This window comes from Pseudomonas graminis (assembly GCF_013201545.1).
Taxonomy (GTDB): domain Bacteria; phylum Pseudomonadota; class Gammaproteobacteria; order Pseudomonadales; family Pseudomonadaceae; genus Aquipseudomonas.
In genome coordinates this window covers 4,452,640-4,466,527 of the sequence record NZ_CP053746.1, presented here as the reverse complement: position 1 = coordinate 4,466,527, position 13,888 = coordinate 4,452,640, and the positions used below count along the sequence as shown (strand labels likewise).

General features: G+C 61.8%; 8 protein-coding genes. 6 read left to right on the top strand and 2 right to left on the bottom strand.

Translation table 11 applies throughout. From position 1 onward, the window contains the following. Positions 1 to 138: 138 nt before the first annotated feature. A complete protein-coding gene (gene mapR, locus FX982_RS20120; protein ID WP_172612232.1) occupies positions 139 to 1,575 on the bottom strand; it encodes a GntR family transcriptional regulator MpaR in 1,437 nt (478 codons plus the stop codon). Positions 1,576 to 1,807: 232 nt separating this feature from the next. On the opposite strand from mapR, the gene FX982_RS20115 reads away from it, so the two are divergent. Continuing rightward, positions 1,808 to 2,353, top strand: a complete 546-nt coding sequence (locus FX982_RS20115; protein ID WP_172612231.1) for an MgtC/SapB family protein — start codon at positions 1,808 to 1,810, stop codon at positions 2,351 to 2,353. 197 nt (positions 2,354 to 2,550) lie between these two features. Here FX982_RS20115 and FX982_RS20110 read toward each other — a convergent pair whose 3' ends face one another. Beyond that, positions 2,551 to 2,727 carry a hypothetical protein gene (locus FX982_RS20110; protein WP_163022162.1) on the bottom strand — a complete coding sequence of 59 codons (177 nt, stop codon included), beginning with the start codon at positions 2,725 to 2,727 and terminating at the stop codon, positions 2,551 to 2,553. Positions 2,728 to 3,066: 339 nt separating this feature from the next. Between FX982_RS20110 and FX982_RS20105 the strand changes: the two genes are divergently transcribed. From FX982_RS20105 to ggt, 5 genes are all read left to right on the top strand, one after another. Beyond that, complete coding sequence (locus tag FX982_RS20105) at positions 3,067 to 5,103, top strand: alpha-1,4-glucan--maltose-1-phosphate maltosyltransferase (RefSeq protein ID WP_172612230.1); 2,037 nt, start codon at positions 3,067 to 3,069, stop codon at positions 5,101 to 5,103. Between the two features lie 16 nt (positions 5,104 to 5,119). Further along, positions 5,120 to 8,440, top strand: coding sequence for a maltose alpha-D-glucosyltransferase (gene treS, locus FX982_RS20100; protein ID WP_172612229.1), 3,321 nt, complete (start codon positions 5,120 to 5,122; stop codon positions 8,438 to 8,440). A gap of 2 nt (positions 8,441 to 8,442) precedes the next feature. Further along, positions 8,443 to 10,692 (top strand): 1,4-alpha-glucan branching protein GlgB, encoded by a 2,250-nt coding sequence (gene glgB / locus FX982_RS20095; protein WP_172612228.1) that lies wholly within the window; start codon positions 8,443 to 8,445, stop codon positions 10,690 to 10,692. 426 nt (positions 10,693 to 11,118) lie between these two features. Next, positions 11,119 to 11,802, top strand: a complete 684-nt coding sequence (locus FX982_RS20090) for a TIGR04211 family SH3 domain-containing protein (protein ID WP_122535252.1) — start codon at positions 11,119 to 11,121, stop codon at positions 11,800 to 11,802. A gap of 193 nt (positions 11,803 to 11,995) precedes the next feature. Then, positions 11,996 to 13,723 (top strand): gamma-glutamyltransferase, encoded by a 1,728-nt coding sequence (ggt, locus tag FX982_RS20085; protein ID WP_172612227.1) that lies wholly within the window; start codon positions 11,996 to 11,998, stop codon positions 13,721 to 13,723. The last annotated feature ends 165 nt before the right edge of the window (positions 13,724 to 13,888 follow it).

The following is a 13,888-nucleotide window of genomic DNA, read 5'->3' as shown; positions in this document are numbered from 1 at the left end:
GGTGCGTCGACTTGCTATCCCGATCAGTGCGTCGAACCTGTGGGAATGAGCTTGCCCACAAAGGGGCCGGAACATTCAGCCAATGCTCTGGAGGCTGAAAGCAGGCCTTAGCGGGCAAGCTCACCACACTCGCAATGGCTAACCCATCATCGAGCGAATGATCTTCCCCAGCGTCTCCATCGCCCGTTCAGACGTTTCACCCCAAGGGCTGCCGTAGTTCAAGCGGATGAAGTGTTTGAAGCGCCGCGTTGGCGAGAACATCGGCCCGGGCGCGATGCTGATGCCCTGGGCGAGTGCGGCCTGGAACACCTTGAGCGAGTCGATCTGTTCCGGCAGTTCAACCCACAGGAAATACCCGCCGGTGGGCTGGCTGACGCGGGTCTGCGCGGGGAAGTGCCGGGCGATGGCGCCAAGCATCGCGCGCTGCTGATCTTCCAGGCTGTGGCGCAACTTGCGCAGGTGGCGGTCGTAACCGCCGTGCTGCAGGTAATCGGCAATGGCGGCCTGGGCGGGCATTGAGGCGCACAGCGAGGTCATGATTTTCAGCCGCTCGACCTTCTGCGCATAACGCCCGGCGGCCACCCATCCCACCCGATAACCAGGCGCGAGGCTCTTGGCGAACGAGCCGCAATGCAGCACCAAACCTTCGGTGTCAAACGCCTTCGCCGGTTTCGGCGCGTGCTGGCCGTAATACAGCTCGGCGTAGACGTCATCCTCGATCAGCGGCACTTCATGCCTGCGCAAAAGCTCGACCAGCTCCCGTTTGCGCAACTCGGGCACCGTCGCCCCGGTCGGGTTCTGGAAACTCGTCATGCTCCAGCAGGCCTTGATCGGGTAACGCTCCAGCGCCTGTTCCAGCACCGCCAGGTCAATGCCCTGTTGCGGGTGCACCGGAATTTCCACCGCTTTGAGCTTGAGCCGTTCGAGCACCTGCAGGCAGGCGTAGAATGCCGGGGCCTCGATGGCCACCAGATCACCGGGCTCGGTCACCGCTTGCAGGCACAGATTCAGGGCCTCGAGGGCGCCGTTGGTGATCAACAGTTCGTCCATGGGCAACATCTGCCCGGAGACCATGTAACGCAGCGCGATCTGCCGGCGCAGGGCCGGATTGCCGGGTGAGAGGTCGCTGACCACCATGCTGGGGTCCATGTCGCGGGTGGCGCTGGCGAGAGAGCGGGCCAGGCGCTGCAGCGGGAACAGCCCGGCGCTGGGAAAGGCGGAGCCGAATGACACGATGTTCGGGTCCTTGATCGATTCAAGCACCGAGAACACCAGGTCGCTGACGTCGACTTCGGTGGATTCGCTCACTTGGGGCGCAGGGCGCGCATCCTGCTCCGGCGCCGGATCGCCCAAGCCTTGCAGGCGGACGCTGTCGTTGACGAAGTAGCCTGAACGCGGGCGCGCCCGGATCAGACCCCGCCGCTCCAGCAGATAATAGGCCTGGAACACCGTCGACGGGCTGATGCCGTGGGTCTGGCTGGCATAGCGCACCGACGGCACGCGCTGACCTGCAGCCAGCACCCCAGTGCGAATCAGCTCGGCAATGTCATCGGCAAACTTTTCATAACGCTTCATGGTGGGCTCGTGCAGAGTGGCTTTAGGCTGCAGCAGCCATGCATGGCCGGCCAGCGGAAGGGCGGACGACCCGTTTGCAGTGTCGAAATATGCTCGCGACGCGCGGATTAGTACAGATGCAGATTGGCGCACAACAACCGGATCAGGCGCCAGGGCTCGATAAGGCTTCCTGCACTCTCGAACCGCGCTGCGGTCCATACCGCACTGACGGTGAATGAGGGGGAATGCACTGATGAATGCCTGGTGGGAAGAAGTCGTAGAAACACTGCAGGCCGAGTTTTCTGATATCACGGATGCCGGGCAGATCACCCGCGTGACCATACGCCTGGTGATCGCGGCCCTGCTGGGCGGGATTCTGGGTTTCGAGCGGGAGCACAAGGGCAAGGCCGCCGGGGTTCGCACCCACATGCTGGTGTGCATGGGCGCCGCATTATTTGTGCTGGTGCCCCGTATGGCCGGTGCCGACGACGCCGCACTCAGCCGGGTAGTGCAGGGGATTGTCGCGGGGATCGGCTTTCTCGGAGCCGGGACCATCCTCAAGGGCGATGCTCTCAATGCGACACAAGTGAAGGGCCTGACCACGGCAGCCGGCCTGTGGATGACGGCGGCCATCGGTATCGCGGCGGGAATGGGCAGGGAAATGACGGCGGTGCTGAGCACATTGCTGGCGCTGGGGATTTTCAGTCTGATGCCGCGGATTGTGAGGCGCTTTGAATCGCCGGAAGAACGCGCCAAGGACCCGGCCCGCCGCACCGGTGGCGATGCGCAGGAGCCGTGAGCCAGCGGTCATTCGGCAAGACCGAGGGTGTGTCTACCGAGCTATTCCCGGCTAAAGCCAGTCCTACAGGAACACGCGCATTGTGGGACCGGCTTTAGCCGGGAATAGGCCAGTTTGCGCACCCTCAACATCGCGGCATGCTGTCTAAAAGCTTCCCGGCTGAAGCCAGTCCTACAACACCGCGTCGGGTCAAGGAATCACTCAGGAAACGTGTCATCCAGAATCGCCGGGGGCTCGCCGCTCGGCGGATCACCTACCGGCGGCTCGATCACCGGAGGCATGAGCGGGGAAGGTGGCTCCTCGGGCTTGGGCACTGGCAGTTCGGGATCGTCTATGTTCGGATCGGGCGTTTCTGCGGGCACGGGAATGCTCATGGTCGTCGCTTCCTTGGGTTCGTTGAGAGGGGCGTGTCAGGTGACGCGGCACACACCTGCCATCACGCAAACATGTCGACCGCAGCGCCCTGACAATGATTCACTCAATCCGCGCGGTCACCCCGCGGCGCCGGAGCACTTGGCCTGCCATTATGGCCGCGGTGGCCTGATCAAACGTCACGCAAGCTGTTTGAACTTTTGCCCGACGCTGGCGTTCGGAACCTATGCTGCCACGTCCGGATGCGTTGATCCCGTGGCTCTCTCTTATGTTATGGACAAAGACGCTGAAGCAATGGACGCCCCACGGTGGGCGTCCCTGGGCGTGAGGAGTGATGCTCGATGAATGATACTGCTGATCAGCCGTACGGTCCGGATTCCCTGGCCAACGATGTTCTCCACTCTATCCACCCGATACCCCTGACCCAAGCCTTGCAGCTGCCGCGGATCGTGATCGAGGACACCCAGCCGGTGATCGATAACGGTCAGCTGGCGGCCAAGGCCGTTGTCGGTCAGCCGGTCACGGTCACCAGCAAAATCTACGCGGACGGCCACGACAAGATGGCCGTACGTATCGTCTACCGTGCCGTTGACGATGAAGAATGGCAGTCGGTGCCCATGCGCGAGCTGGGCAACGACAGCTGGGTGGGCGAATTCACCCCGCCGACCTTTACCCGCTATGTCTATCGCCTTGAAGCCTGGATCGATCAGTTCGGCAGCTACCGCTACGAGCTGGAAAAGAAATACGCTGCTGGCGTGACCATCGATCTGGAGCTGGAAGAAGGGCGCCTGCACCTGGTGCACGCCGCCGAGCGCAGCACCCTGGAATTGCGCGGCCAGCTCGACAGCCTGATCAAGCGCCTCGGTGAAGCTACGGAAAACGAGGCCAAAGTCGCTTTGCTGTTGAGCAGTGAAGCCGCTGCCATTATGGCGAAGGCGGATAACCACGCGTTCCTCAGCCGCAGCCTGGAATTCCCGCTGGACGTCGAACGTGAGCTGGCTCAGTTCGCCAGCTGGTACGAGCTGTTCCCGCGCTCGATCACCGACGACAAAAAGCGCCACGGCACTTTCAAGGACGTCCACTCGCGCCTGCCGATGATTCGCGACATGGGCTTCGACGTGCTGTACTTCCCGCCGATCCACCCGATCGGCCGCGCTCACCGCAAAGGCCCTAACAACTCCCTGACCGCCGGGCCGGATGATGTGGGCAGCCCCTACGCCATCGGCAGCGAGGAGGGGGGGCATGACGCGATTCACCCGCAATTGGGTACCCGCGAGGACTTCCGCGAACTGGTCGCCGCAGCGGCTGAACACGGCCTGGAAATCGCCCTGGATTTCGCCATCCAGTGCTCCCAGGACCACCTGTGGCTCAAGGAACACCCGGGCTGGTTCTCGTGGCGTCCGGACGGCACCATCCGTTATGCGGAAAACCCGCCGAAGAAATACCAGGACATCGTCAACGTCGACTTCTATGCGCCGGACGCGATTCCGGGCCTGTGGACCGAGCTGCGTGACGTGATCCTCGGCTGGGTGAAGGAGGGCGTGAAGATCTTCCGCGTCGACAACCCGCACACCAAGCCGCTGCCGTTCTGGCAATGGATGATTGCTGACGTGCGCAGCAAGCACCCGGAGGTCATGTTCCTGGCTGAAGCCTTCACCAAGCCGGCGATGATGGCGCGCCTGGGCAAGGTCGGTTATTCCCAGAGCTACACCTATTTCACTTGGCGCAACACCAAGGCCGAGCTGAGCGAGTACTTCACTCAGCTTAACGAGTCGCCATGGCGCGAGTGCTACCGCCCGAATTTCTTCGTCAACACGCCGGACATCAACCCGCCGTTCCTGCACGATTCAGGGCGCCCGGGCTTCCTGATCCGCGCGGCGCTGGCGACCATGGGTTCAGGCTTGTGGGGCATGTATTCGGGCTTCGAACTGTGTGAATCAGCGCCGGTGCCAGGCAAAGAGGAATACCTGGATTCAGAGAAGTACGAAATCCGTCCTCGCGATTTCACCGCACCCGGCAACATCATTGCCGAGATCGCCCAGCTGAACCGCATTCGCCGTCAGAATCCGGCGCTGCAGACGCATTTGGGCCTGAAGATATACACCGCGTACAACGACAACATCCTGTACTTCGGCAAGCGCACCGCGGATGGCAGCAACTTCATTCTGGTTGCCGTGAACCTCGATCCGCGCAACGTGCAGGAAGCGACGTTCGAGCTGCCACTGTGGGAAATGGGCCTGCCTGATGATGCCGCGACCTTGGGCGAAGACTTGATGACCGGGCATTCCTGGACCTGGTATGGCAAGTACCAGTTCATGCGCCTGGACCCGTCTTACCAGCCGTTCGGTATCTGGCGCATCAAAGCCACAAACCAATAATTCAAAGGATGTGGTCATGGCAAAGAAACCCCGCAACGCTGCCTTTATCGAAGACCCGCTCTGGTACAAGGATGCGGTGATTTACCAGGTCCACGTGAAATCGTTTTTCGATTCCAACGACGATGGCATCGGTGACTTCCCCGGCCTGATTGCCAAGCTCGACTACATTGCCGAGCTGGGCGTCAACACCATCTGGCTGCTGCCGTTCTACCCGTCGCCACGCCGCGACGATGGCTATGACATCTCCGAATACCGTGGCGTGCACAGCGATTACGGCACCATGGCCGACGCGAAGAAGTTTATCGCCGAGGCCCACAACCGCGGTCTGCGGGTGATTACCGAACTGGTCATCAACCACACCTCGGACCAGCACGCGTGGTTTCAGCGCGCGCGCCACGCCAAGAAGGGCTCCAAGGCGCGGGATTTCTACGTCTGGTCCGATGACCCGCAGAAATACGACGGCACCCGGATCATCTTTCTCGACACCGAGAAGTCCAACTGGACCTGGGACCCGGTGGCCGAGCAGTATTTCTGGCACCGTTTCTATTCCCACCAGCCGGATCTGAACTTCGACAACCCGCAGGTCATGAAGGCGGTGATCGAGGTCATGCGCTACTGGCTGGACATGGGCATCGACGGCCTGCGTCTGGATGCGATTCCGTACTTGATCGAGCGCGACGGCACCAACAACGAAAACCTGCCGGAGACCCACCAGGTCCTCAAGCAGATCCGTGCCGAAATCGACGCCAACTACCCCGACCGCATGCTGCTGGCCGAAGCCAACCAATGGCCGGAAGACACTCAGCTGTACTTCGGCGATCGCAAGGGTAAGGACGGCGACGAATGCCACATGGCGTTCCACTTCCCGCTGATGCCGCGCATGTACATGGCGGTTGCCCAGGAAGACCGTTTCCCGATCACCGATATCCTGCGCCAGACCCCGGAAATCCCGGAGAACTGCCAGTGGGCGATCTTCCTGCGTAACCACGATGAGCTGACGCTGGAGATGGTCACCGACCGCGAGCGCGATTACCTGTGGAATTACTACGCCTCGGACCGTCGCGCGCGGATCAACCTGGGCATTCGTCGTCGCCTGGCGCCGCTGCTGGAACGTGACCGCCGCCGCGTGGAGCTGCTGAACAGCATGCTGCTGTCCATGCCCGGCACGCCGACCCTGTATTACGGCGACGAAATCGGCATGGGCGACAACATTTACCTCGGCGACCGCGACGGTGTGCGCACGCCGATGCAGTGGTCGATTGACCGAAATGGCGGCTTTTCCCGCGCCAACCCGGCGAGCCTGGTGCTCCCGCCGATCATGGACCCGCTTTATGGTTACCAGTCGGTCAACGTCGAAGCGCAGGATCATGACCCGCATTCGCTGCTGAACTGGACCCGGCGCATGCTCGCCGTGCGCCGGCAGCAGAAAGCCTTCGGCCGTGGCACCCTGAAAATGCTCTCGCCAAGCAACCGCCGCATCTTGGCCTACACCCGCGAATACACCGGGCCGGACGGCAAGACTGAAATCATCCTATGCGTCGCCAACGTTTCGGCCGCGTCCCAGGCTGCCGAGCTTGAACTGGCGCCGTACGCCGGGACAGTGCCGGTCGAAATGCTCGGCGGCAGCGCCTTTCCACCCATTGGCCAGCTCAATTACCTGCTGACGTTGCCACCTTATGGCTTCTACTGGTTCTTGCTGGCCGCGGAGAATCAAATGCCCAGCTGGCACGTTGAACCGGCCCAGAGCATGCCGGACTTCCCGACCCTGGTGCTCAAGCAGCGCCTGGAAGAATTGCTCGAAGAACCCCTGCGCCAGACCATGGAGCAGCAGTCGCTGTCGGTCTATCTGCCGAAACGCCGCTGGTTCGCCGGCAAGGGCACGGCCATCGACAGCATTCACATTGCCTACGCCGTGCGCTTCGGCTCCACGGTGCGGCCGGCGTTGCTGAGCGAAATCGAAGTGACCTCTGGCGGCGAAACGGTGCGCTACCAGTTGCCGTTTGGCCTGTTGCCGGAAGACGACATCAGCAGCGCGTTGCCGCAACAGTTGGCCCTGTCTCGCGTGCGTCGTGGCCGCCAGGTCGGCTTGATCACCGATGCGTTCACCCTCGAGCCGTTCATTCGCAACGTCATCAAAGGCATGCAGGACAATACCGTGCTGGCGACGCCGGACGGTGAGCTGCAGTTCCAGAGCACGTCGCAACTGGCGCCACTGGGGCTGAACGAAGACGCCGAGGTGCGTTACCTCTCGGCCGAGCAGTCCAATAGCTCGGTGGTGGTCGGCAAGAAGCTGGTGCTGAAAATGATTCGCCGTGTCGCGGCCGGTACTCACCCGGAACTGGAAATGGGCGCGTACCTGACCGAAGCCGGCTACCCGCACATCTCGCCGCTGATGGGCGCGGTCGTGCGCGTCGACGGGCAGGGCGAGAAGAACCTGCTGATGATCGCCCAGGGTTACCTGAGCAATCAGGGCGATGCGTGGGAATGGACCCAGAACAACCTCGAACGCGCCGTGCGCGATCACATGGCCCACGGTCAGTCGGCGCTGGAGCAGCAAGCCAATGCGCTGATCGAGCTGAAAGACTTTGCCGGCCTGTTGGGCCAGCGTCTGGGCGAGATGCACGTGATCCTCGGCGCCCCGACGGATAACCCGGACTTCAAGACCGAAGTCACCAGCGTCAAGGACAGCGAGGCCTCGGCGAAGAGCGTTTCGGCGCAGATCGAGCGCGCCTTGCAGCTGCTTGAACAGCACCGCGACTCTCTGGAGGCCCAGGATCAGCAGCTCATCACTGAACTGCTGGGCAAACGCAAAGCGCTGCTGGCCCAGGTCAAAACCCTGGCGAAGCAGTCAGTCGGCGGCCTGAGAATGCGGGTGCACGGCGACCTGCACCTCGGCCAGATGCTGGTGGTGAAGGGCGATGCCTACCTGATCGACTTCGAAGGCGAGCCCGCGCGTCCGCTGCAGGAACGTCGGGCCAAATACAGCCCGTTCAAAGATGTCAGCGGCGTACTGCGCTCGTTCGACTACGCTGCGGCGATGGCCCTGCGCAACGCGCAAAGTGCCGACACGTCGGTGCAGGCTGAAACCGCCCGCCAGCAAGTGGCCGAGACGTATTTGAAGCAGGCGCGCGAGGCCTTCCTCGACGGCTATCGCAAGGCCACCGTTGAAGTGGGTCACGACTGGAAAGATGCCAAAGGTGAGGCTGCTGCGCTGGCGCTGTTCACCCTGGAAAAAGCCGCTTATGAAGTGGCCTACGAGGCCGAGAATCGGCCGACATGGTTGTCGGTTCCGCTTCAAGGCTTGCGCGGGCTTCTAGACCTGTCTGATGGAGAATGAAAATGAGTGCGTCTGACCAATTCGGTAATGGCAACCACGCGATATTGCCCAGCGCCGTCGACCTGGACGCGTTGATCCGTGCGGAGCACCGCGACCCGTTCTCGATGCTCGGCCCCCACAGCGATGGCGCTGAAGGCCAGGTGATCCGCGCCTATCTGCCCAACGCACTGGCGGTGCGCGTGCTGTCTCGCGACGGCGAACGTGACCTCGGCCAGTTGAGCATGACCGACAAACCGGGCTTCTTTGCCGGGCAGTTTCCGGTGCGCGAACCCTATCTGCTGAAAATCTCCTGGGCCACCGGCGAGCAAATCACCGAAGACCCGTACAGCTTCGGCGAGCAGCTGGGCGAGATGGACTTGTACCTGTTTGCCGAGGGCAACCACCGCGACCTGAGCAGCGCCTTGGGCGCGCAGGTCAGGAATGTCGATGGCGTCGACGGCGTGCGCTTCTCGGTGTGGGCACCGAATGCCCGCCGTGTTTCGGTGGTCGGCGACTTCAACAGCTGGGACGGCCGTCGTCACCCGATGCGCCTCCGTCACCCGACCGGTGTGTGGGAAATCTTCATCCCGCGCATCGGCCCGGGCGAAGCGTACAAGTACGAAATCCTCGGCCAGCACGGCGTTCTGCCGCTCAAGGCTGACCCGATGGCCCTGGCCACTCAGTTGCCACCTGCTACCGCTTCGAAAGTCGCGGCGCCGCTGGCCTTTGAATGGCAGGACCACGACTGGATGCAGTCACGGGGCGACAAGCACGACATTCATCAGCCGCTGTCGATCTACGAGCTGCACGCCGGCTCGTGGCAATGGCACCACGGCGGCGATGACGAGCCGGATCGCCCGTACGACTGGCGCGAGCTGGCAGAGAATCTGATTCCTTACATCAAGGAACTGGGCTTTACCCACATCGAACTGATGCCGATCATGGAGCACCCGTTCGGCGGTTCATGGGGCTACCAGGTGTTGTCGCAGTTTGCACCGAGTGCGCGCTACGGCAAACCGGAAGACTTCGCCGCATTCGTTGATGCCTGCCACCGTAACGACATCGGCGTGATTCTCGATTGGGTGCCGGCGCACTTTCCGACCGATGCACACGGTCTGGCCCAGTTCGACGGGACCGCGCTGTACGAATACGCCAACCCCCATGAAGGTTTCCATCAGGACTGGAACACCCTGATCTACAACCTGGGGCGCACCGAAGTCCACGGCTTCATGATTGCCTCGGGTATCCATTGGCTGAAGAACTTCCACGTTGATGCGTTGCGCGTGGATGCGGTGGCGTCAATGCTGTATCGCGACTATTCCCGCAATGCCGGCGAATGGGTCCCGAACCGTTATGGCGGCCGTGAAAACCTGGAAGCCATCGACTTCTTGCGCCACCTTAACGATGTGGTGGCGATCGAAGCACCTGGCGCGTTGGTCATTGCCGAGGAATCAACCTCGTGGCCGGGCGTTTCTCAGTCCACACAACAGGGCGGTCTGGGTTTCTCGTACAAGTGGAACATGGGCTGGATGCACGACACGCTCAAGTACATCGAGCAGGACCCCATCCATCGCCAGCACCACCATTCCCAGCTGAGCTTTGGCCTGGTCTACGCGTGGTCCGAGCGGTTCGTGCTGCCGATTTCCCACGATGAAGTGGTGCACGGCAAACATTCGCTGATCGACAAAATGCCTGGCGACCGCTGGCAGAAATTCGCCAACCTGCGCGCGTACCTGTCGTTCATGTGGACCCACCCCGGCAAAAAGCTGCTGTTCATGGGCTGCGAGTTTGCCCAGTGGCGCGAGTGGAACCACGACACCGAGCTGGACTGGCATTTCTTGCAGTACGCCGAGCACAAGGGCGTGCACACGCTGGTCAGCGACCTCAACCGGTTGTATCGCACGGAAAAGGCGCTGCACGAGCAGGACTGTCAGCCACAGGGTTTCCAGTGGGTGATTGGTGACGACGCCGGCAACAGCGTCTATGCCTACCTGCGCTGGAGCAAGGAGGGCGAGCCCTTGCTGGTGGTCGCCAACCTCACGCCGGTGCCGCGAGAAGCCTACCGCGTTGGCGTTCCGTTCAGCGGCAAGTGGGCCGAGCTGTTCAACAGCGATGCGGGGGTCTATGCCGGTTCCAACTTTGGCAACGGCGGTGGCGTGCGCACCGACGAGATCAAGAGTCACGGCCAGGCGTTCTCGCTGTCCTTGAACCTGCCGCCGCTGGGCGTGGTGATTCTCAAGCCGACGGTGGAGCAGTTGCAACACGATGAGTGATAACGCCTTGCATTGAGCCGCGTTTTTCTCGACGCAGCGCAATGGCCGAGTAGCAACTGAGTAGCAAACCTGTGGGAGCGAGCCTGCTCGCGAATAGCTTTCCATCAGTCGACCTGGTCGCCTGATAAGGCATTCGTCAGCGGACTCGCTCCCACAGTCGTTTGAAGTCTTCCGACAATCGTTGTGGGACGTTTCCCGGACGAATGTCATCCCTCGCCACTGAACCTGACATCTTTTCAATGGTCTGTTGACCACTGCGCGCGCAGTACGCCCGGGTTACGGCCCGCGACGTCCGGCTGAATTTCGCCCGCGCCAGATGCCTATTCCAGCAGTTGCAGCGCGTTGTTCGGCGCTGTCCGATCAGGCGTTATTCCCTTGCATGCGGCCCGCCCATCGGCCTTCTTTTCAATTTGTCGAAGATTATCCATGCCTATTTCTCCCTCCGATGCCTCCCTTCGCTTGACCCCTGTGCCGGGCGTTCGACGCCGTTTGCTCAATGCCGGCCTGCTGACCACCTTGATAACCGCCGCCGTTGCCAGCCCGTTCGCGCTGGCCGAAACCACGAGCAAGGATCGCTGGGTCAGTGACACCCTGAGCACTTACGTACGCAGCGGTCCCACCGACGGCTACCGCATCGTCGGCACCTTGAAGTCCGGACAGAAAGTCGAGCTGATCAACACCCAGGGCGACTACAGCCAGGTGCGCGGCAGCGCCGGCGACAACGTCTGGATTCCCACCGCGGACCTGCAGGAAGTGCCGGGGCAGGCCGAGCGCTTGCCGCAATTGACCCAGAAGGCCGCTGACCTCAGCGCGCAACTGAAGACCATCGACGACGACTGGAAGACCAAGGTTCAGGGCATGCAGGAAACCCTGGAGTCGCGCAAGAAACTGGTCGACGAGCTCGAAGCACGGACCAAGGACCTGAACGCGCAGCTGGCCAGCGCCCAGTCGGATTTGCGCACGACCCAGGCAAAGCTGGGTGACGAAAACAATCAGGTGCTGATGCGTTACATGGTGTACGGCGGCAGCATCGCCGGCGCTGGACTGTTGCTGGGCCTGATCCTCCCGTCCCTGACCAAGGGCCGCAAGCGCAACGATCGGTGGTTCTGAGTCCGCTTCGTCCTACCTTCTACACGCGCACTGAACCCGGCATTCCCCATGCCGGGTCTTATCCCGGGTCTCGGGCAAAAACTGGCCCGGGTCTCTGGCAATAACTGGCAACTTTTCCCCCATGCGCTATTTTAGTGCGGGGCACCTTCTGCCCACCGCTGTCTCCCACCACAAGAAAAAAGAGAAACTGCCCATGAAGTACCAACCCTTCGCCCAGTCGCTCGTTGCGACGGTGCTCACCCTTGGTCTGTCCTGCGCCCACGCCGCTTCCGTGGCCCCGGCCGCTGCTGAAAACGGCATGGTCGTCACCGCTCAGCATCTGGCCACCCATGTGGGTGTCGACGTGCTCAAATCCGGCGGCAACGCGGTGGATGCAGCCGTTGCCGTGGGTTACGCCCTGGCGGTGGTCTATCCCGCCGCCGGCAATCTGGGTGGGGGCGGCTTCATGACCATCCAGCTGGCGGACGGACGCAAGACCTTCCTCGACTTCCGCGAAAAAGCGCCGCTGGCAGCCACCGCCAACATGTACCTGGACAAGGACGGCAACGTCGTGCCGGACCTGAGTTCCAAGGGGCACCTGGCCGTCGGCGTGCCCGGCACTGTGTCCGGCATGGAGATGGCGCTCAGCAAATACGGCACCAAAAAACGCGCCGAAGTCATTGCGCCGGCGATCAAACTCGCTGAAAACGGCTTCGCCCTGGAGCAAGGAGACGTCGACCTGCTCGGTACCGCCACCGATGAGTTCAAGGCCGATGCAAAGGATCTCGGCACGATCTTCCTGAACAAGGGGCAGCCGCTGCAAGTCGGTGACACCCTCGTGCAAAAAGACCTCGCCAGGACCCTCAAGGAAATCTCCGCCAAAGGCAGCGATGGTTTCTACAAGGGCTGGGTGGCCAAGGCCATCGTCGATTCCAGCCATGCAGGGAAGGGCATCATCACCCAGGCGGATCTCGACAAATACGCAACCCGCGAAATGGCGCCGATCGAATGTGATTACCGCGGCTACCACGTGGTCTCAGCGCCGCCACCGAGTTCCGGCGGCGTAGTGATTTGCGAGATTATGAACATCCTCGAAGGCTACCCGATGCAGGAACTGGGCTATCACTCCGCCCAAGGGCTGCATTACCAGATCGAAGCCATGCGTCACGCCTACGTCGACCGCAACAGCTACCTGGGCGATCCGGATTTCGTCAAAAACCCGATCAGTCATCTGCTTGACCGCGACTACGCCGGCAAGCTTCGTGCCGCCATCGAACCGCAGAAAGCCGGCATCTCCCAGAACATCAAACCCGGCGTCGCGCCCCACGAAGGCAACAACACCACCCACTATTCCATCGTCGACAAGTGGGGCAACGCGGTTTCCGTCACTTACACCCTCAACGACTGGTTCGGCGCTGGCGTAATGGCAAGCAGCACCGGCGTGATCCTCAACGATGAAATGGACGACTTCACCTCCAAGGTCGGCGTACCGAACATGTACGGCCTGATTCAGGGCGAAGCCAACGCCATCGCCCCGGGCAAGTCGCCGCTGTCGTCGATGAGTCCGACCATCGTCACCAAGGACGGCAAGACGGTGATGGTCGTCGGCACGCCGGGCGGCAGCCGTATCATCACCGCCACCTTGCTGACCATGCTTAACGTCATCGACTACGGCATGAACATCCAGGAAGCAGTCGATGCGCCTCGCTTCCACCAGCAGTGGATGCCGGAAACCACCAACCTGGAAACCTTCGCCGTGAGCCCTGACACCCAGAAGATCCTCGAAAGCTGGGGCCACAAGTTTGCCGGTCCTCAGGACGCCAATCATCTGGCCGCCATTCTCGTTGGCGCGCCTTCCCTCGGTGGGAAGCCAGTGGGGAATAACCGTTTCTACGGCGCCAACGATCCGCGTCGCAGCACGGGGTTGTCGCTCGGTTATTGATCTGCGCGACAGCCGAGTCACCGGACGGGGCAGGGTGCTCATGGCCGGTGACGAGGCACGGCGGTGGTCTCGGGCCACACCCTGCGCGTGATTTTGATTGCGCGCTGGGTGCTCTCAAGTGTTATGTTATAACTCGTTTTTGCAGGTCTATCATGGGCCTGTCGG